12 protein-coding genes, 1 tRNA gene and 1 rRNA gene are annotated in these 19,887 nt (G+C 70.1%); 2 read left to right on the top strand and 12 right to left on the bottom strand.

Annotated features, from left to right (window positions below; genetic code table 11):
- Positions 1-56 precede the first annotated feature (56 nt).
- Positions 57-869, top strand: a complete 813-nt coding sequence (locus AB0E24_RS23700; RefSeq protein WP_069867971.1) for an Fpg/Nei family DNA glycosylase — start codon at positions 57-59, stop codon at positions 867-869.
- A 572-nt stretch (positions 870-1,441) separates the two neighbouring features.
- Here the strand turns inward: AB0E24_RS23700 and AB0E24_RS23690 are convergent.
- The 9 genes from AB0E24_RS23690 to AB0E24_RS23650 form a co-directional block, all read right to left on the bottom strand.
- Positions 1,442-1,924 carry a Dps family protein gene (locus AB0E24_RS23690; RefSeq protein ID WP_069867901.1) on the bottom strand — a complete coding sequence of 161 codons (483 nt, stop codon included), beginning with the start codon at positions 1,922-1,924 and terminating at the stop codon, positions 1,442-1,444.
- Positions 1,925-2,131: 207 nt separating this feature from the next.
- On the bottom strand, positions 2,132-2,518 hold the full coding sequence (locus AB0E24_RS23685) for a helix-turn-helix domain-containing protein (protein WP_069867902.1): 387 nt from the start codon (positions 2,516-2,518) through the stop codon (positions 2,132-2,134).
- A gap of 109 nt (positions 2,519-2,627) precedes the next feature.
- Complete coding sequence (locus AB0E24_RS23680; RefSeq protein ID WP_079259193.1) at positions 2,628-3,146, bottom strand: CinA family protein; 519 nt, start codon at positions 3,144-3,146, stop codon at positions 2,628-2,630.
- Positions 3,143-3,778, bottom strand: coding sequence for a CDP-diacylglycerol--glycerol-3-phosphate 3-phosphatidyltransferase (gene pgsA, locus AB0E24_RS23675; protein ID WP_359379670.1), 636 nt, complete (start codon positions 3,776-3,778; stop codon positions 3,143-3,145). The genes AB0E24_RS23680 and pgsA overlap by 4 nt, the downstream gene beginning before the upstream one ends.
- A complete protein-coding gene (gene rimO / locus AB0E24_RS23670) occupies positions 3,775-5,271 on the bottom strand; it encodes a 30S ribosomal protein S12 methylthiotransferase RimO (RefSeq protein ID WP_069867905.1) in 1,497 nt (498 codons plus the stop codon). The genes pgsA and rimO overlap by 4 nt, the downstream gene beginning before the upstream one ends.
- Before the next feature lie 63 nt (positions 5,272-5,334).
- Complete coding sequence (locus AB0E24_RS23665) at positions 5,335-6,165, bottom strand: helix-turn-helix domain-containing protein (protein WP_069867906.1); 831 nt, start codon at positions 6,163-6,165, stop codon at positions 5,335-5,337.
- Positions 6,166-6,354: 189 nt separating this feature from the next.
- Positions 6,355-9,177: a DNA translocase FtsK gene (locus AB0E24_RS23660; RefSeq protein ID WP_359379667.1), complete on the bottom strand. Its 2,823-nt coding sequence runs from the start codon at positions 9,175-9,177 to the stop codon at positions 6,355-6,357.
- Between the two features lie 194 nt (positions 9,178-9,371).
- The gene (locus AB0E24_RS23655; RefSeq protein ID WP_020868040.1) at positions 9,372-10,049 is read right to left on the bottom strand and encodes a response regulator; all 678 of its coding nucleotides are present in this window, start codon (positions 10,047-10,049) and stop codon (positions 9,372-9,374) included.
- 274 nt (positions 10,050-10,323) lie between these two features.
- A complete protein-coding gene (locus tag AB0E24_RS23650; RefSeq protein ID WP_359379664.1) occupies positions 10,324-15,873 on the bottom strand; it encodes a HAMP domain-containing protein in 5,550 nt (1,849 codons plus the stop codon).
- Positions 15,874-16,124: 251 nt separating this feature from the next.
- Here AB0E24_RS23650 and AB0E24_RS23645 point away from each other — a divergent pair, with 251 nt between their 5' ends.
- Positions 16,125-18,752, top strand: coding sequence for a SpoIIE family protein phosphatase (locus AB0E24_RS23645; protein WP_099015135.1), 2,628 nt, complete (start codon positions 16,125-16,127; stop codon positions 18,750-18,752).
- A 110-nt stretch (positions 18,753-18,862) separates the two neighbouring features.
- On the opposite strand, the gene AB0E24_RS23640 is transcribed toward AB0E24_RS23645, so the two are convergent.
- The 3 genes from AB0E24_RS23640 to rrf form a co-directional block, all read right to left on the bottom strand.
- Positions 18,863-18,935 (bottom strand) — tRNA-Thr (locus AB0E24_RS23640).
- 60 nt (positions 18,936-18,995) lie between these two features.
- Positions 18,996-19,694 (bottom strand): DegT/DnrJ/EryC1/StrS family aminotransferase, encoded by a 699-nt coding sequence (locus AB0E24_RS23635; protein WP_099015134.1) that lies wholly within the window; start codon positions 19,692-19,694, stop codon positions 18,996-18,998.
- 105 nt (positions 19,695-19,799) lie between these two features.
- Positions 19,800-19,887, bottom strand: a 5S ribosomal RNA gene (gene rrf / locus AB0E24_RS23630); the annotation flags it as partial.

Here is a 19,887-nt window from a genome sequence, read left to right as displayed (position 1 = left end):
GCCCCGAGGGTCCGCGGCGCTCCCGTATGCCCACGCCCACCGGCATCATGGACCCCATGCCCGAAGGAGACACCGTCTGGCAGACCGCACAGCGCCTTCACCAGGCCCTCGCGGGCGCCCCGCTCATCCGCAGCGACCTGCGCGTCCCCCGTCTGGCGACCGCCGACCTCACCGGCCGGCAGGTCCTGGAGGTCGTCCCGCGCGGCAAACATCTGCTGACCCGAGTCGAGGGCGGCCTGACCCTCCACTCCCATCTGCGGATGGACGGCTCCTGGCAGGTGTACGGGCCCGACGAGCGCTGGCGTGGCGGCCCGCACCACCAGATCCGGGCCATCCTCGCCACCGCCGCCCACACCGCCGTCGGCTACCGCCTCCCCGTCCTGGAACTGCTGCGCACCGGCGACGAGGACCGGATCGTCGGCCATCTCGGCCCCGATCTCCTCGGCCCGGACTGGGATCCGGACGAGGCGCTGCGCCGACTGCTCGCCGATCCGGCCAGGCCCCTGGGCGAGGCGCTGCTGGACCAGCGGAACCTCGCCGGGATCGGCAATGTCTACAAGTCCGAGCTGTGCTTCGTACTGCGGGTGTCGCCCTGGCTGCCGATCGGCGAGGTGCCCTCCCCCGAGCGTCTGGTGGCCCACGCGAAGAAGCTCCTGGAGGCCAACAGGAACCGGCGTGCCCGGGTCACCACGGCCGAGCCGCGCCGCGACCGCCGACTGTGGGTGTACGGACGCCCGGGGCGGCCCTGCCTGCGCTGCGGTACACCGGTGCGCGCCGCCGACCAGGGGCGCGCGGGTCAGGAGCGCTCGACCTTCTGGTGCCCGAGCTGCCAGGCGGGGCCACAGGGACCCGGGCCCGGCCCGTCCTGACGCGGAGGGCCTCCCTGACGGGGACGACGCCCTCCCCTTCTCGGCGAGGGCCCGCAGTGCACCGGCAGCAGGCTCAGTCCCCAGCCGCCGACCGCGAACGCCCCCTCCACCGGCCCGGCCTCTCCCGGCTGTATCGCCAGCCGCAGCACCGACCACCACCAGACACCGCCCAGAGCGAGCGCGAGCACCCACCGGACCGGCCTGAGGCCCCGGGTGTCGGCCCCTCCGACGGCTGCCATGACTGCCTCCTTCGGGCGACGCCAGACGCCTGTTCGCACACGGCGGGAGGGCGCACAGGAGGCAGGTCGGCGCGTGTCGGACACTCGCGTTCCCCCCAGTTTGCCCAGCCGGGCCATATGGCGCACCCAGAACGGGTCGCCGAGCCGGAACCCCGGTCGAAGAGCAGCCTCCCCCGGGCCCGGAACCGACGCCTCAAGCGTCAGTGCCCGTCAGCGCCCCGAGGGTCGGTCCTCGGCCCACCCGGAGCCTTCAAGCCCGCCTCGGGCCCGCCGGGGCCGAGCCCGCCCCGGGCCCGAATCCGCCTCAACCCCCAGCCTCAGCCCCCTCAGCCCTCAGCCGCGCTTGCCGCCGTTCTCCGCCTGGAACATCCAGTGGTGCTTCTCCAGGTCCCGGGTGAGCTCGATGAGAATGTCCTGGGTCACCGGGTCCGGTTCGTCGGTCGCGCGGATACGTTCCCGCATCCGCCCGATCACCGCTCCCAGGGCGTCCACGAGCGTCCGGATGGCCTGCGTGTCTTCGGTCCAGCCGTCCTTGACCGTGTGGACACCGCTGGTCGCGGCGACCGTCTGAGCCCGACCGTCCGGCGGCACCCCGAGCGCCGAGGCCCGCTCCGCCACCGTGTCGGCATACTCCCTGGTCGACGCCACGACCTCGTCGAGTTGCAGATGGATCGTGCGGAATCGCGGGCCCACGACCGTCCAGTGGATCTGCTTGCCCACCAGGTGGAGGTCGACCAGGTCGACGAGTGCGCCTTGCAGCGCGTCGGCGACGACCTTGAGGTGCTCCTCCGGCAGTGGGCTCTTCACCACAGACATTCGCTTTCCTCCTGTTCGACCGTTCGGCCCCCCTTGATTGCCTCTCCTCATGCGGGGTGACCCGAATCCGGCCGGACAAACTCGGGCCCGACAAACTCCGGCCCGACAAACATCGAGGCCCCGACCCGGTATCGCTACCGGCCGGGGCCTCGAAGAGCTCTGGGGATGTCGTGGGGATCCCAGGCACGGCCTGGGCTTCGCAGGGGCTCAGGCCGCCACGACGTCCACGGCTTCCTTGGGCGGCTTGATGGTGACCCGCTCCTCCGGGACGCCCGTCACGGACGTCACGGAAACGGGGTTGAGCACGGGCCGCATGGGCGCCGGCACCTTCTCGGTGGTGGACGCGGCCGACTCGGCCAGCTCGGCGAGCGAGAGCTCGTCGCTGACCTCGCGCATGACCTGCGACATCCGTACCTCCAGGGCGTCGCAGATCGCCGACAGCAGCTCGGACGAGGCTTCCTTCTGGCCGCGCTCGACCTCTGACAGATAGCCGAGCGACACCCGGGCGGAGGAGGAAACCTCGCGCAGAGTACGGCCCTGGCGCTGGCGCTGCCGGCGCAGCACGTCACCCAGCAGGCGACGGAGCAGAATCATCGCTGGCTCCCTCCTCGGACCTCGGATCCGGATCCTTCACGCCCCACCGTACCGCCTCCGGCTGTACCCGTGCGGGGAGCGATGTCGTGTTCACTCAGGGCTGCAAACATCAAATCCCGCCGTGTTGTTCCGTATCCTTTGCCCCTGCGGTCGCGATCAATTCGCTGAACAGCAGCTTGACTGCGGCCTGGACGGTCTGTCCGCGGATTCCGGCACGGTCTCCTTCGAGCCGCAGCGCCGCCGCGGCCATCGCGTCCGAGGGCCCCGCGACGGCCACATGAACGGTGCCCACGGGCTGGCCGTCCTGTGGTGTGGGACCGGCCACACCGGTGGTGGCCACGCCCCAGTCCGCGCCCAGCGCACGCCGTACCCCCCGGGCCATCTGCCGGGCCACCTCGGCGTCGACCGCACCGCGCTCGGCCAGCAGGGCACCGTCCACACCCAGCAGCTCGCGCTTGAGCTCGGTGGCGTACGCCGTCACCGAGCCGCGGAAGGAGCGGGAGGCGCCGTCCACCGAGGTCAGCTCGGCGGCCACCAGACCGCCGGTGAGCGATTCGGCGACGGCCAGGGTCTGTCCGCGCCGCTCCAGCAGCGCCAGCACCTCGGCCGCCGTTCCGCCGTCGCTCACTTCGTGGTCTCCTCCGTCGTCCGGCCCGCCCTGCGCAGCACGATCGCCTGCCGGATGTAGTCCAGGCCGGTGACCACCGTAAGGATCACGGCCACGGCCATCATCCAGAACCGCAGCGAGGCCAGTGGCCCGGTCAGCACCAGGATGTACATCCCGACGGCGGTGCCCTGCGCGAGCGTCTTCAGCTTTCCGCCCCGGCTGGCCGGAATGACCCCGATCCGGATCACCCAGAACCGCATCAGTGTGATCCCGATCTCACGGAAGAGGATCACGCCCGTCACCCACCAGGGGAGGTCGGACAGGGCCGACAGACAGATCAGCGCCGCACCCATGATCGCCTTGTCCGCGATCGGATCGGCGATCTTCCCGAAGTCGGTGACCAGGTTGTAACGGCGGGCCAGATGACCGTCGAAAAGATCGGTGATCATCGCGATGGCGAACGCCGCCCAGGCGAAGGAGCGCCACACCGGGTCGTACCCGCCATTGTGCAGCATCAACAACACGAACGCGGGCACCAGGAGCAGCCGCACCATGGTGAGGATATTGGCGATGTTCCACAAACTGGCGGGCCCGACCGCGGCGGACGCCGGGCGGCGGTGGCCTCCCGCGGCGGAGGCCGGGACACCCGTCATCTGTCAGCCTCCCCGGTGGACGTGCCGCCGCCCTGTCGTTCCAGCGGCACAAGCGGCTCCGCGACGAGGTCCACTCCCTCCGTCGCGATCACCTTCGCTTCGACCATACGGCCCACCTCCGGCTCCCCATCGGTGCCGAGCAGCGTCTGGCCATCGGTCTCCGGCGCCTGGTGGGCGCCGCGGCCGAGGACAGCCCCGGTCTCGTCGATCTCCTCCACCAGCACCTCGACGACCTCGCCGAGCCGCTCCTCGGCCCGCTGGGCGGTCAGCTCCTCCGCGAGCCGCGAGACGCGCTCCAGACGCTCCGCGACCACATCGGGGTCGACCTTGTTCGCGTAACCGGCGGCTTCGGTGCCGTCCTCGTCCGAGTACCCGAAGACGCCGATCGCGTCCAGCCGCGCCTCGCTGAGGAAGCGCTCGAGCTCGGCCAGGTCCTCCTCGGTCTCACCGGGGAAGCCGACGATGAAGTTCGACCGGGCGCCGGCCTGCGGCGCCTTGCCTCTGATCGTCTCGAGCAGCTCCAGGAACCGGTCGGTGTCGCCGAAGCGGCGCATGGCGCGCAGCACTCCGGGCGCCGAGTGCTGGAAGGACAGGTCGAAGTACGGCGCGACCTTCTCGGTCGAGGTGAGCACGTCGATCAGCCCGGGGCGCATCTCGGCGGGCTGGAGATAGCTGACCCGGATCCGCTCGATGCCGTCCACCGCGGCCAGCTCCGGCAGCAGCGTCTCCAGCAGCCGGATGTCCCCGAGGTCCTTGCCGTACGAGGTGTTGTTCTCCGAGACCAGCATGACCTCCTTCACCCCCTGCTCGGCCAGCCAGCGGGTCTCGCCCAGCACATCGGAGGGGCGGCGGGAGATGAAGGAGCCGCGGAAGGACGGGATGGCGCAGAACGAGCACCGCCGGTCGCAGCCGGAGGCCAGCTTCACCGAGGCGACCGGGCTGCTGTCCAGTCTGCGGCGCAGCGGGGCTCGTGGCCCGGAGGCCGGGGCCACCCCTTGGGGCAGGTCCTCGGGCGCGGTGTCCTGGGCGTGGCCGGGCAGCGCCACCGAGGTGGCGTCCTGCCGCTCGGCCGGGCTGATCGGCAGCAGCTTGCGGCGGTCGCGCGGGGTGTGGGAGGCGTGGATGCCGCCGGAGAGGATGGTCTGCAAGCGGCCGGAGATGTCGGCGTAGTCGTCGAAGCCGAGCACCCCGTCGGCCTCGGGCAGCGCCTCCGCGAGCTCCTTGCCGTATCGCTCGGCCATGCAGCCGACGGCCACCACGGCCTGAGTGCGGCCCTGGTCCTTCAGATCGTTCGCCTCCAGCAGGGCGTCGACCGAGTCCTTCTTGGCGGCCTCGACGAAGCCACAGGTGTTGACGACGGCGACGTCGGCGTCGGCGGCTTCCTCGACGAGCTCCCAGCCGTCCGCCGCCAAGCGGCCTGCGAGCTCCTCCGAGTCCACCTCGTTACGGGCGCAGCCAAGAGTGACAAGGGCGACGGTGCGGCGTTCGGGCATGCGCTCAGACTACTTTGTCCCCACGACAGCCCCCGCTGCCAGGGCTCCCGATCGTCCCGTGGCTCAGCCCGCTTCGGGGTCTCCCTTGGTGTAGCTCAGCCGCTGGACGGCCCCGCTGGTGCCGACATTCTTCACTTCCTTGCCGTTCACGAACAGCTTGATCGCCCCGGCGTTGCCCAGCACCAGATCGATGCGCCGGCTGTCGCTGAAGGTCTTGGAGTCGCCCTCGCGCAGCACACCCTCCTCGAGGAGCCGGCCGTTGTGGTCCTGGGCGGAGATCCAGCTCTGGCCGCCCTCGGCCGTCAGCTTGACGGTGACCTTGTCCGCCGGGACGCCCGCGATGGCGCTGTCGGACGGGTCGGGCTTGTTCGGCGTGGCGGGCTTGGAGGGGGCGGCGCTGTTGGTGGGCGCGGAGGCACTGGGCTTGGGCGAGGCGGGGTCGTCGGCGACGGTCGAGCCGTCGCCGTCACCGCCCCGGACGAGGGTGAAGCCCACGAATCCGACGACGGCGACGATCGCCGCGACCATCGCGGCCGTCCAGTTGGGGCGCCGGGGGTCGGGGCGGATCCGCTCGGCCTCGAACAGCGGCGCCGGCGCGGTCGGCGCGGGCCGGCCGCCGTGTTCGGCGTCGAACTGCGCGATCAGGGGCTCCGGATCGAGGCCCACGGCGCGGGCGAGCACACGGATGTGCCCCCGGGCGTAGACATCGCCGCCGCAGCGCGAGAAATCGTCCTGCTCGATGCCCCGCACGATGGGGGTGCGCACCCGGGTCGAGGAACTGACCTCGTCGACGGTCAGCCCCGCGGAAATACGGGCCTGCTGGAGGGCGCGACCGATGGAAAGCCGGTCGTCTTCGGGGGAGTTGCCGTCTTCGGGGAGGTTGCCGATGGACACGGGGGCGCCTTTCGAGCGTGAGCCACCTGCTGGAGGTTCAGTCTAGGGGTGGGGCGAAAGGGTCGGGCAAGCGGGAGGACGGAGTTTGTCCGCCATCGGGATTGCCGTTCGGTCACGATTCTGGGGTCTCACTCCGCCACCTCCCTCAACTTGACGTTTCGGTAGGGGAAACGGTTGCCCGCCAAACCCTTATGAGTGAGCCTTACCGCGGATCACGTCGAGCACGCCATCCAATTCATCCGGCTTGACGAGTACATCGCGTGCCTTGGATCCCTCGCTGGGGCCGACGATGCCGCGCGACTCCATGAGATCCATCAGCCGCCCCGCCTTGGCGAAACCCACCCGCAGCTTGCGCTGCAACATCGAGGTCGAGCCGAACTGGGTGGAAACCACCAGCTCAGCGGCCTGGCAGAGCAGATCGAGATCATCGCCGATCTCCTCGTCGATCTCCTTCTTCCTGGACGTCCCGACCGTCACGTCGTCGCGGAAGACCGGTGCCATCTGCGCCTTGCAGTGCTCGACGACGGCCTCGACCTCGGACTCGGTGACATAGGCACCCTGCATCCGGATGGCTTTGTTCGCGCCCATCGGCAGAAAGAGGCCGTCGCCCTTGCCGATCAGCTTCTCGGCGCCGGGCTGGTCCAGGATGACGCGGCTGTCGGCCAGCGAGGAGGTGGCGAAGGCGAGTCGCGAGGGCACATTGGCCTTGATCAGGCCGGTGACGACGTCCACGGAGGGCCGCTGGGTGGCCAGCACCAAGTGGATACCGGCCGCACGCGCCAGCTGTGTGATCCGCACGATCGAATCCTCGACATCCCGCGGTGCGACCATCATCAAATCGGCCAGCTCGTCGACGATCACCAGCAGATACGGATAGGGCCTGAGCTCCCGCTCGCTCCCCTCGGGCTCCTTCACCTTCCCCTTGCGGACCGCCGCGTTGAAGTCGTCGATATGGCGGAAGCCGTATGCCGCGAGATCGTCATAGCGCAGATCCATCTCCCGTACGACCCACTGGAGCGCCTCGGCGGCGCGCTTGGGGTTGGTGATGATCGGTGTGATCAGATGAGGAATGCCCTCATAGGCGGTCAGCTCCACACGCTTGGGGTCGACCAGCACCATCCGCACATCGTCCGGGGTGGCACGGGCCATGATCGATGTGATCAGGCAGTTGATGCAGGACGACTTGCCGGAACCGGTCGCGCCCGCCACCAGGACATGCGGCATGGTGGCCAGATTGGCCGCCACATAGCCGCCCTCGACGTCCTTGCCCAGCCCGACGATCATCGGATGGTCGTCACCCACGGAGTCCGCCGAGCGCAGCACATCGCCCAGGTTGACCATCTCGCGGTCGCTGTTGGGGATTTCGATGCCGACGGCCGACTTGCCGGGGATCGGGCTGATGATCCGAACATCGGGGCTGGCGACCGCGTAGGCGATGTTCTTGGTCAGCGCGGTGATCCGCTCGACCTTCACAGCCGGGCCCAGTTCCACCACGTAGCGGGTGACCGTCGGACCGCGGGTGAAGCCGGTGACGGCGGCGTCCACCTTGAACTCCGTGAACACCTTCGTCAGCGAGTCCACGACCGCGTCGTTGGCCGCGCTGCGCGTCTTACCGGGCCCACCGCGCTCCAGCAGCTCGAGCGAGGGCAGCGAGTAGGTGATGTCCCCGGAGAGCTGCAACTGCTCGGCGCGCGGCGGCAGCGGCTCGCCCGCCTCGACCGCGGGCCGGGTGAGGTCGGGGACCTGGTGGGGATCCTCCTCGCCGGCTCCGTCCGGACGGTCCTTCCCACCCGCCGCCTTGCCCCGGGCGCCGCTCTTCCCCGGCTCCTTGTCGGCGTCGCGCGCGACCGGCACCCCGCCACTGGCGGCCCCGTCCTCGCGCTCGCCCGAAATCCCGTTGCTGAGCCCTGCGACGAGCGGCGAGGGCTGCACACCGTGCAGCACGGCCCCGTCCAGCGAGGCGGCGGCAGCGGCGGCCACGTCCACCGCGTCCAGGGGCCGGTCGAGCGGCGGTTGGACGGACGACGAGCGGCGCGAACGCCGGCGCTTGCGCAGCGCCTCCTCCTCGGCCCGCTCCGGGCCACCGGCCACGTCCGGGTCCTCTTTGGCGAGCGAGGTCCTACGAGGCCGTCTGGCGGGCGTCTCGCGCCATTCATCGGCGTACTCCGCCGCGTCGTACCCGGCCTCCGGCGCGTACCCGTCCTCGTGGTCGCGCACCAGGCCGAGCCGGACGCCCAGCTGCCGCAGCCTCTGCGGGATGGCGGCGACCGGCGTCGCGGTGACCACCAGCAGCCCGAAGACGGTGAGCAGCACCAGCAGCGGTACCGCCAGCACCTCGCCCATCAGGTAGATCAGCGGCCGGGAGACGGCCCAGCCGATCAGACCGCCCGCGTCCTGTATCGCCTCGGTGCCCTGGCCGCGCCCCGGGGCGCCGCAGGCGATGTGGACCTGCCCCAGGATGCCGATGACGAGCGCCGAGAGCCCGATGACGATCCGCCCGTTGGCCTCCGGCCGCTCCGGATGGAGGATCAGCCGGACCGCGATGATGCCCAGCAGTATCGGCACCACCAGGTCGAGCCGGCCGAAGGCGCCGGTGATCAGCATCTCGACCAGCCCGCCGACCGGCCCGTCCAGATTGGACCAGGTGCCCGCGGCAACGATCAGGGCGAGGGCGAACAGCAGCAGGGCGCTGCCGTCCTTGCGGTGGGCGGGGTCGAGCCCCTTGGCGCCGCGCCCTATACCGCGGAACATCGCCGCGACGCCGCGCGCCATCCCCATCCACACGGCGCGCACGATGCGGAACACGCCGCTGGTGGGATTCGGCGCGGGAGGGGGTGCCGCCTTCTTCGCGGCGGCCTTCTTCGCGGGCGCGGCAGACTTCTTGGCAGGCGCCTTCTTCGCGGGCGCCTTTTTGGCGGCCGCCTTCTTCGCGGCGCCTCCGGACTGCCCGGCGCGCTTCTTCGAGGTGCCCGCCGTGCTCTGGGAACCCTTGCCGGACGTACGAGAGGCCATGGAGGCGAGATTACCCGCGTCCGCCGTACGGAGCACGCATGGCGGGGGTATCAGGCGTCACCGACATCACACGCCGCCGCCGCGCCGACGAGGCGGTGAGACGGCCGTGACGGCGCGTCAAAGTGCGGATGACCGATCGGCGATGGCCGACCGACGGTGACGGTCGGTTGACCGGTCCGGTGAGGTCGATCGGTTCAGTTCTGCGAGGGGACCTGACCGGCTCCGCTGCCCGCACCCGGCTCCAGCGCGTCCAGCGCCCGCCGCAGACCGGTCAGCTTGCGCTCCAGATGCGCCGCGGTGGCCACGGCGGCGGCGTCGGCCGACTCGTCCAGCTGCTTGGAGAGCGCCTCGGCCTGCTCCTCGACGGCGGCGAGCCGCGCGGACAGCTCGGCGAGCAGCCCCGCCGACTCCTTGGCCTCCCCGGCGGCGGGCTGACCGCCCTCCAACTGGAGCCGCAGCAGCGACGCCTGCTCCCGCAGCTGGCAGTTCTTCATGTACAGATCCACGAAGACCGAGACCTTGGCTCTGAGCACCCACGGGTCGAAGGGTTTGGAGATGTAGTCCACCGCACCGGCCGCATATCCCCGGAAGGTGTGGTGCGGGCCGTGGTTGATCGCCGTGAGGAAAATGATCGGGATGTCGCGCGTCCGCTCCCGGCGCTTGATGTGCGCCGCGGTCTCGAACCCGTCCATGCCCGGCATCTGGACGTCCAGCAGAATCACCGCGAAGTCGTCCGTCAGCAGCGCCTTGAGCGCCTCTTCCCCTGACGATGCCCGCACCAGGGTCTGATCGAGCGCGGAGAGAATGGCCTCCAGCGCCAGCAGATTCTCCGGCCGGTCATCGACCAGGAGGATCTTGGCCTTCTGCACCATGCCCCGTCCTCCTCGTCCCGGCTTGGGGTCTCCCCAGCTCGAAAAGCTGGGGGAAGCACCGGGCGCCGCCCCAGGGGACGACTCCCTTGCGCCGTCCGTCCTTGTGCCGGTCATGGTAGCCGCACCCCGCTGTTCGCCACACCCTGTCACCGCGATGTCACTGTGCACGTAGCAGAAACGCGGTGGGAGACCAGAAGGTTCCCCGAATACCGCGTTCCCACACGTGTTCGGCGACACTCAGTCAACACCACTCCCGCCCCGGACGTACCTCGGGTCACTCCACCGACATCCAGTGCTCCATCACCGTAAGGAGATGATCGGTGTCGACCGGCTTGGTGACGTAGTCCGACGCGCCCGCGTCGATGCTCTTCTCCCGGTCGCCCTTCATCGCCTTCGCGGTGAGGGCGATGATCGGCAGCCCGGCGAACTGGGGCATCCTGCGGATCGCGGCCGTCGTGGCGTAGCCGTCCATCTCCGGCATCATGATGTCCATCAGGACGAGCACGACGTCGTCGTGCTGCTCCAGGACCTCGATGCCCTCCCGGCCGTTCTCCGCGTACAGGACCTGGAGCCCGTGCTGCTCCAGCACACTGGTCAGCGCGAAGACATTACGGATGTCGTCGTCGACGATCAGCACCTTCTCGCCGTGGAAGCCGCCCGCCGGCTCCGGGGCCACCAGGTCCTGACCGCCCAGCAGCCATGGCTCGGGGGCTTGCGCCTGCCGTGCCGGGCGGCGGCCCGCCGACCGGGGGTCCGGCTCCGCCTCCGGCGGCGCCTCCCCATTGGCCCGCAACGCCTCCTGCTCGGCCCGCTGACGCCGCCGGAACAGCCCGGAGCCGCCACGGCCGCCCGACGCCGGGGAAGCGCCTGAGACGTCGTGTGCGGCCTCCCGCTCCGCCGTCTCGTCCTCCTCGGCCTCCTCCGCGCCGCCGGGGAACGCCTCGAGCGCCAGCGGGCTCTGAGCCGCGCCGCTCGGAGCGAGCTGCGGATAGCCCTGCGGCGGCAGCTCGCTGGGGTGCAGCGGCAGGTAGAGCGTGAAGGTCGAGCCGCGGCCGGGCTCGCTGGCCGCGTGGATCTCGCCACCGAGCAGCCGGGCGATCTCCCGGCTGATGGACAGGCCGAGTCCGGTGCCGCCGTACTTCCGGCTGGTGGTGCCGTCGGCCTGCTTGAACGCCTCGAAGATCACCCGCATCTTGCTCGCCGCGATGCCGATACCGGTGTCGGTGACCGAGAAGGCGATCATGTCGGCGTCCGCGTCGCGCAGGGCACCGTGCTCCAGCAGCTGCTCCCGGATGGCGTTCGGCACATCCGCGCCCGCCGGCCGGATGACCAGCTCCACGGCGCCGCTGTCGGTGAACTTCACCGCGTTGGACAGCAGGTTCCGCAGCACCTGGAGCAGCCGCTGCTCGTCGGTGTGCAGCGTCGCCGGGAGCTCCGGCGAGACCCTTACGGAGAAGTCCAGGCCCTTCTCCGCGGTCAGCGGCCGGAAGGTGGCCTCCACGTAGTCGACGAGCTGGACCAGGGCGATACGGGTCGGGCTGACGTCCATCTTGCCCGCCTCGACCTTCGACAGGTCCAGGATGTCGTTGATCAGCTGGAGCAGGTCCGAGCCGGCGCCGTGGATGGTCTCGGCGAACTCCACCTGCTTCGGCGAGAGATTGCCGTCGGCGTTGTCGGCGAGCAGCTTGGCCAGGATCAGCAGGGAGTTGAGCGGGGTGCGCAGCTCATGCGACATGTTGGCCAGGAACTCGCTCTTGTAGCGCATCGAGACGGCGAGCTGTTCCGCGCGCTCCTCGAGCACCTGCCGGGCTTCCTCGATCTCGGTGTTCTTGACCTCGATGTCGCGGTTCTGGCGGGCCAGCCGCTCGGACTTCTCCTCCAGCTCCGCGTTGGACGCCTGGAGGGCCTTCTGCCGGTTCTCCAGCTCGGCCGACCGCTCGCGCAGCTGCTCGGTCAGCTCCTGCGACTGCTTCAGCAGCACCTCGGTCTTGGTGTTGACGCTGATGGTGTTGACGCTGGTGCCGATCATCTCGGCGATCTGGTTGAGGAAGTCCTTCTGGATCTGGGCGAAGGGCTGGAACGAGGCCAGCTCGACCACACCCAGCAGCTGCCCCTCGAAGAGCACCGGCAACACGATCACATGGGCCGGAGCCGCCTCGCCTAGCCCCGAGGCGATCTTGAGATAGCCCGGTGGCACGTTCTCCACCAGGATCGGGCGCTTCTCCTCGGCGACCGTGCCGATCAGCGTCTCACCGCGCTTGAAGCGCGTGGGCATCGAGCCGTGGGAGTAGCCGTAGGAGCCGACCAGAAGCAGTTCGTAGCCGTCGTCGGAGGTGCTGTCCGCGACCACGTCGGTGCCCTCGCCCGGCGGTACGGCCAGGAAGAACGCACCGTGCTGGGCGGAGACCACCGGGGTCAGCTCGCTCATGATCAGCCGGGCGACGTCCTCCAGGTCGCGCCGCCCCTGCATCAGACCGGAGATCCGGGCGAGGTTGCCCTTGAGCCAGTCCTGCTCCTTGTTGGCGAGCGTGGTCTCGCGCAGGTTGGCGATCATGGTGTTGATGTGGTCCTGGAGGACCTGGATCTCGCCCGAGGCGTCCACGTCGATCTTGAGGTTGAGATCGCCGCGGGTCACCGCGGTGGCGACCTCGGCGATGGCGCGCACCTGACGGGTCAGGTTGCCGGCCATCTCGTTCACCGATTCGGTCAGGTCCTTCCAGGTGCCGGCCACGTCCCGCACCCGCGCCTGACCGCCCAACTGGCCCTCGGTACCCACTTCACGGGCCACCCGGGTCACCTGGTCGGCGAAGGACGACAGCTGGTCCACCATCGTGTTGATGGTCGTCTTCAGCTCGAGGATCTCGCCCCGCGCCTCGATGTCGATCTTCTTGGTCAGATCACCCTGGGCGATGGCCGTGGTGACCATCGCGATGTTGCGGACCTGCCCGGTCAGGTTGGACGCCATCGAGTTCACGGACTCGGTGAGGTCCTTCCACGTCCCCGAGACACCGGGCACCCGGGCCTGGCCGCCCAGGATGCCGTCCGTGCCCACCTCGCGCGCCACCCGCGTGACCTCGTCGGCGAACGAGGACAGCGTCGTCACCATCGTGTTCACGGTGTCGGCCAGCGCCGCGACCTCGCCGCGCGCCTCGACCGTCACCTTCTTCGTCAGATCGCCGTTGGCGACCGCGGCCGAGACCTGCGAGATGTTCCGCACCTGGATGGTCAGGTTATTGGCCATCAGGTTGACGTTGTTGCTCAGGTCCTTCCAGATACCGGTCACGCCCGGAACCCGCGCCTGACCGCCCAACTGCCCCTCGGTGCCCACCTCACGGGCCACCCGGGTGACCTGCTCGGCGAACGACGACAGCTGATCCACCATCGTGTTCACGGTGGTGACGAGCTCCAGGATCTCGCCCTTGGCATCAACGGTGATCTTCTTCGACAGATCGCCCATGGCGACCGCCGTCGTGACCTCCGCGATGGAACGCACCTGGGACGTCAGGTTGTTGGCCATGCTGTTGACGGACTGGGTGAGGTCCTTCCACGTCCCGGAGACGCCCTGCACCTCGGCCTGGCCGCCCAACTGGCCCTCGGTGCCCACCTCACGGGCGACCCTGGTGACTTCCTCCGCGAAGGACGACAGCTGGTCGACCATCGTGTTCAGAGTGTTCTTCAGCTCCAGGATCTCGCCGCGGGCGTCCACGTCGATCTTCTGGGAGAGGTCACCGCGCGCGACCGCCGTGGCGACCTGCGCGATATTGCGCACCTGGGCGGTCAGATTGCCCGCCATGCCGTTCACCGAATCGGTCAGATCGCGCCACACGCCCGCCACACCGGGCACCTGCGCCTGACCGCCCAGCCTGCCGTCCGTACCCACCTCGCGGGCGACGCGGGTCACCTGCTCGGCGAAGTCGGACAGCTGGTCGACCATCGTGTTGATGGTGTTCTTCAACTCGAGGATCTCGCCGCGGGCGTCCACCTCGATCTTCTGCGACAGATCGCCGCGCGCGACCGCGGTCGTCACCTGGGCGATACCCCGCACCTGCGCCGTCAGGTTCCCGGCCATGGAGTTGACGGAGTCGGTCAGGTCCTTCCAGACGCCGCTGACCCCGTCCACCCGGGCCTGACCGCCCAGTCGGCCCTCGGTGCCCACGTCCCGCGCCATCCTGGTGACCTGGTCGGCGAACGAGGACAGCTGGTCCACCATGGTGTTCACGGTGTTCTTCAGCTTGAGCATCTCACCGGAGACGTCCACGGTGACCTTCTGCGACAGATCGCCGTTCGCCACCGCCGTCGTCACCTGCGCGATGTTGCGCACCTGTCCGGTGAGGTTCCGGAACGCGGTGTTCACCGAATCGGTGAGATCCTTCCACGTACCCGCCGCACCCGGCACCTGCGCCTGACCGCCCAGTTCGCCCTCGACGCCGATCTCCCGGGCCACCCGGGTCACCTCGGCGCCGAACGACTGAAGCTGGTCCACCATCGTGTTGACGGTGTTCTTCAGCTCCAGCATCTCTCCGGCCACATCGACGGTGACCTTCTGCGACAGATCGCCGTTCGCCACCGCCGTCGTCACCTGCGCGATGTCCCGCACCTGCGCGGTGAGATTGCGGAACGCGGTGTTCACCGAATCGGTGAGATCCTTCCACGTACCCGCCGCACCCGGCACCTGCGCCTGACCGCCCAGCAGCCCCTCGGCGCCGACCTCGCTGGCCACACGTGTGACCTCGTCCGCGAAGGTGCGCAGGGTCTCGGTCATGGTGTTGATCGTCTCGGCCAGCTGCGCGACCTCGCCGCGTGCGCTCACCGTCACCTTCTGCGACAGATCACCATTGGCGACCGCCGTGGTGACCTGGGCGATCCCGCGCACCTGCGCGGTCAGGTTCCCGGCCATGAGGTTGACGGAGTCGGTGAGGTCCTTCCAGACACCCGCGACGCCCGGCACCTTCGCCTGGCCGCCGAGCTCGCCCTCGGTGCCCACCTCACGGGCGACCCTGGTCACCTCGGAGGCGAACGAGGAGAGCTGGTCCACCATCGTGTTGACGGTGTTCTTCAGCTCGAGCATCTCCCCGGACACATGGACCGTGACCTTCCGGGACAGATCGCCCTTGGCCACCGCCGTGGTCACGAGAGCGATGTCACGTACCTGGGCGGTGAGCCGGGAGGCCATCGTGTTGACGGACTCCGTGAGGTCCTTCCACGAGCCCGACATCCCCCGCACCCGGGCCTGGCCACCCAGCTTGCCCTCGGTGCCGACCTCGCTCGCGACCCGCGTCACCTCGTCGGTGAACGCCGAGAGCTGATCCACCAGGCCATTGACCGTGCGCCCCACCTTCAGGAACTCGCCCCGCAGGGGATGCGCCGAACCGTCGGCGCCCTGCGCCCGCAGGTCCATGCGCTGCTCCAGGTCGCCCTCGGCGACCGCCGACAGCACCCGGCCCACCTCGGACACCGGCCGTACAAGATCGTCCACCAGGGCGTTGGACGCGTCAATGGCGGCGGCCCACTGGCCCTCGCAGGCGCCGGTCTCCAGGCGCTCGGTGAGCTTGCCCTCGCGGCCGACCACCCGCCGCACCCGGGTCAGCTCGCCGGTGAGCTGGAGATTGCGGTCCGCGACCTCGTTGAAGACCGCGGCGATCTCCGACATCACGCCCTCGCCCGAGACCGTGAGCCGCTTGCGGAAGTTCCCGTCCCGCATGGCCGTCATCGCGGTCAGCAACCGGTTGAGGGCCGCCGTGTCCACTTCAGTCGTCCCATTGCTCCGGGACCGTCCGCCTTTCGCGCGCGTATTCGTGCCCCGCGCCGCTGCGCCAGACTCCACCGTGTCCCTCCCGCAGGGTTGACCGTCCTCGTCGGGTTCTTCTTCCAGCTTCCCCAGTGTTTCACCATGCCCCAACCAGGCCATAACAGTTCGGCAGCATCCCACACCCCCGAAGGCACACTCTGGGTGGAATCAAGGGCGACCGGCATTCGCGCGGGCATCGATGGTAAGTAACCTGGCAACCGGCCAGGGCATCGGAGGGGCGCTGCGACATGGGTGAGCAGTTCGCCGAGACATTTATGAGGAGACCTGTGATCACCGCGCGGGCAGCCGCCACCTTCGAGCCGGTGGGACGCTCGGTCGCCGCCGCCCGCACCTTTGTCCGGGACACCCTCCAGGGGTGGGGCCTCACCGACATCGTGGACGACGCCGTCGTCCTGACCAGCGAACTCGTCACGAACGCGGTGGTGCACGCCGGTACCACCGCCGATGTGGTCTGCATCCGCGCCGACACCGGCGTGCGCGTCGAGGTCGCCGACCGCTACCCCGAGCGCGAGGTCCCGCTCCAGAGCAACGGCGGCCACCACTTCGGACACCCCGACCGCGAGGGCGGCCGCGGTCTGCTGCTGTGCGCCGCGCTCGCCACCCGCTGGGGCGTGGAGTACACCGCGACCCATAAGCACATCTGGTTCCAGCTCGACTTCCCCGACCGCCCGGCCGGCACCCGCGCCGCAGGACCCGCCCTGCCCTCCAGCGCCCTGCCCATCGCCGACGCCCGGGTCCGGGTCGGGGTCGTCCAGGTCGACAGCGGCGGTCTGATCAGCGCCTGGAACGACGACGCTCAGGAGCTGTTCGGTTACCCATCGGAGCAGGTCGTCGGCAAGCCGCTGACCGACCTCGCCGCCTGGCCGCACACCCCCGGCACCAGCACCGGCGTCGCCGAGGCGCTCCAGCTCTCCCGCTGGGAGGGCTCCTACGGCATCCGCGGCGCCGACGGCCGAGTCTCCCCCGTCTACGCCTCCCATCTGCGCATCCGCGACGCCGAGGGCGAGCCCTCCACCGTCTGCCTGCTGGTCCGCGACCGCGAGCGCGCCGTACTCCAGAGCCCGATGCGCGCTGCGAGCGCCGACACCACCGACGCCGCCGAGCGGGGCCCGGCCACCGACGCCTTCGAGGTCTTCATCGGCTCCCCGGCCCCCGACGACCTCGACGGCCTTCTCCAGCGCACCGTCGAGCGGGCCCGTGACATGCTCGACGGCGACGCCGCCTATCTGCTCCTCGCCACCGACGACGAAACCGAGTTGGAGGTCCGCGCCTCCACCGGGCTGCCCTCCGCCCGCCAGCGCTTCGCCCGCGTCCCCGTCGAAGCCGGCACCGGGCGCTACGGCTCGGCCCGGATGCCCGCCGTCCACGAGGACCTGTCCGCGGTGCCCGGCGCCGTCCCACTGCTGGTGAACACCGGAATGCGCTCCGTCGTCACCGTCCCGCTGAAGGTCGAGGGCCGGCTCACCGGCTCGCTCGGCGTCGCCGCCGAGTCCCCCGCCCGCTACAGCAACGAAGAGGCCCTGCGGCTGCAATTCGCCGCCGACCGCATCGCCCTCGCCGTCGAGCGCGCCCGCCTCACCGAGCTGGAGCGGCTGCGCCGCGGCTCGCTGTCCTTCCTCGTCGAGGCGTCCGACCTCCTCGCGGGCACCCTGGACCGCGATCAGACGCTGGCGCTCATGGCCCAGATGACGGTGCCCACACTGGCCAGTTGGTGCGCCGTCTATACGGTCGCCGACCAGGCGTCCGACCCCGAGCTGTCGTACGTGCTGCATGAGGACGAGGACCGCATCGACGGGCTCAAGGCCCTGCTGATGAAGATCGACCCACCGGAGCAGGTCCCCACCGGCGGGGCCCGCAGCTGGTCCGGTCCCTACGACGCCGCCCACGCCGCCGCCCTGCGCACCTCGCTGCGCAGCCTCAGCCTCGGCGACTCCGCCCGCCCCTCCTCCGGCCCCGGCGCCTCGCTCGCGACCGCCTCCGCGGTCGGCGGTGAGACGGTCGTACTGCCCCTGGTGGCCCGCAACCGCGTCATCGGCATGCTCATCCTCGGCAAGCCCACCGACGAGCACTTCCGCCAGGAGAACCTGGAGCTCGCCGAAGACCTCTCCCGCCGGGCCGCGCTCGCGCTGGACAACGCGCGGCTCTACTCGGAGCGCACCGCCATCAGCCAGTCCCTCCAGCGCAGCCTGCTGCCGCCCGAGCAGCCCGAGGTCCCCGGCGTCGAGGTCGAGGTCATCTACCGCGCGGCAGGCGAGGGCAACGAGGTCGGCGGCGACTTCTACGACCTCTTCCCGATCCGCGACGGGGCGTACGGCTTCGCCATCGGCGATGTCTGCGGCACCGGACCGGAGGCGGCCGCGGTCACCGGACTCGCCCGGCACGCCCTGCGGCTGCTCGCCCGCGAGGGCTTCGGCGGCCCCGCCGTCCTGGAGCGGCTCAACGCGGCCATCCTCGACGAAGGCGCCCGCAGCCGCTTCCTGACCCTTCTCTACGGGGAGTTGTGGCCGCAGCACGACGGCAGCGCGGTCCTCAAGGTCGTCTGCGCCGGACACCCTCTGCCGCTCCGGCTGCGCCAGGACGGCAGCATCGAGGCGGCCGCCGAACCCCAGCCGCTGCTCGGCGTCATGGAGGACCTCGAGCTGTACGAGCAGACGGTGACGCTCGACCCCGGCGATGTGCTGCTGTGCGTCACCGACGGTGTGACGGAGCGGCGCGAGGGCACCAGGATGCTCGGCGACGACGGCCTCATCGACGTCCTTACGACCTGCACCGGCCTTACGGCGGGCGCGGTGGCCGCGCGGGTGCTGCGCGCGGTCGAGCGCTTCGCCGCGGAGCCGCCCTCCGACGACATGGCGATCCTGGCGATGCGCGTCCCCGAGCCCGCCGACTCCTGAGGACGGCCGGGCTGAGCACGACCGGGCGCCGTGGCGTCCCCGGCCGTGCTCGAAGGCAATACCCGAACATGACGAAGGCCCCCGCCAATTGGCGGGGGCCTTCGCAGGAGAGCCCCAATACGGAATCGAACCGTAGACCTTCTCCTTACCATGGAGACGCTCTGCCGACTGAGCTATTGGGGCGCGTCGACGGAATAGATCATACCCGAACTCGGGTACGCCCCCGACCACCCGCCCAATGGCTCAGGCGGCTGACTCCAGCAGCCCGCCCAGCGCGTTGCAGGCAGAGACCACCCGCTGCAATTCCCGCCGCGACATGGTCGGATCGACGGGCAGCGCCAGGCACTCATCAGCCGCCCTCTCGGTCTCCGCGAGCCACAGATCGCGCCGGAAGCGCGCGGTGCGGTGCGCGGGCGTCTGTACGGGCACATGGCATACGACGCCGCGAGAACGCAGCGTACGGGCGAAGGCGTCCCGGTCCGGCCGGCCGTTGCCGGGAACCCGAACGACGTACTGCTGATAGGTGTGTTCCACTCCGGGCGAAACCGGCGGGGTAAGGACCCCGCGCAGCTTTCCGTCCAGATAGGCCGCGTTGGCCTGCCGCCGCAGAATCTCCCCGGCGGGCTCATGGGCCGCCCCGTATCCGATCACCAGCACGCCGTTCCGCTGGCCCAGCTCGGTCAGGGCCGCCATATCGGCGGGGTGTCCGAAGGTGTGAATGGCCACGATGGCCGCGGTCCGGGGCGTCAGCGCCCCGGCCACCGCGGCCGGGTCTATGCAGTAGGTATGGGCGTCGATGTCCACGAAGACCGGCCTGGCGCCGGCAAGCAGCACCGCTTCCGCGGCTTCGGGAGTGCCGTAGGACGGCACGATGACCTCGTCGCCCGGCCGCACACGCGCCCGGGTCAACTCATGCAGCAGCTCATCCGTAGGAGTCCCCATGAGCGGCATCGTGCCCAGACAACATGAACACCGAGTGGCCCACAACACAACAAAAGAAGAGCCCTGTCGGTGACCTAAGTCCCGACAGGGCTCTTCGCAAAATTTGTTCGGCGGCGTCCTACTCTCCCACAGGGTCCCCCCTGCAGTACCATCGGCGCTGAAAGGCTTAGCTTCCGGGTTCGGAATGTAACCG

The sequence above is a fragment of the Streptomyces malaysiensis subsp. malaysiensis genome (genome assembly GCF_040653035.1).
Lineage (GTDB): Bacteria > Actinomycetota > Actinomycetes > Streptomycetales > Streptomycetaceae > Streptomyces > Streptomyces malaysiensis.
Note: the sequence above shows the minus strand (reverse complement) of the source record. Positions and strands in the feature narration are given on the sequence as shown.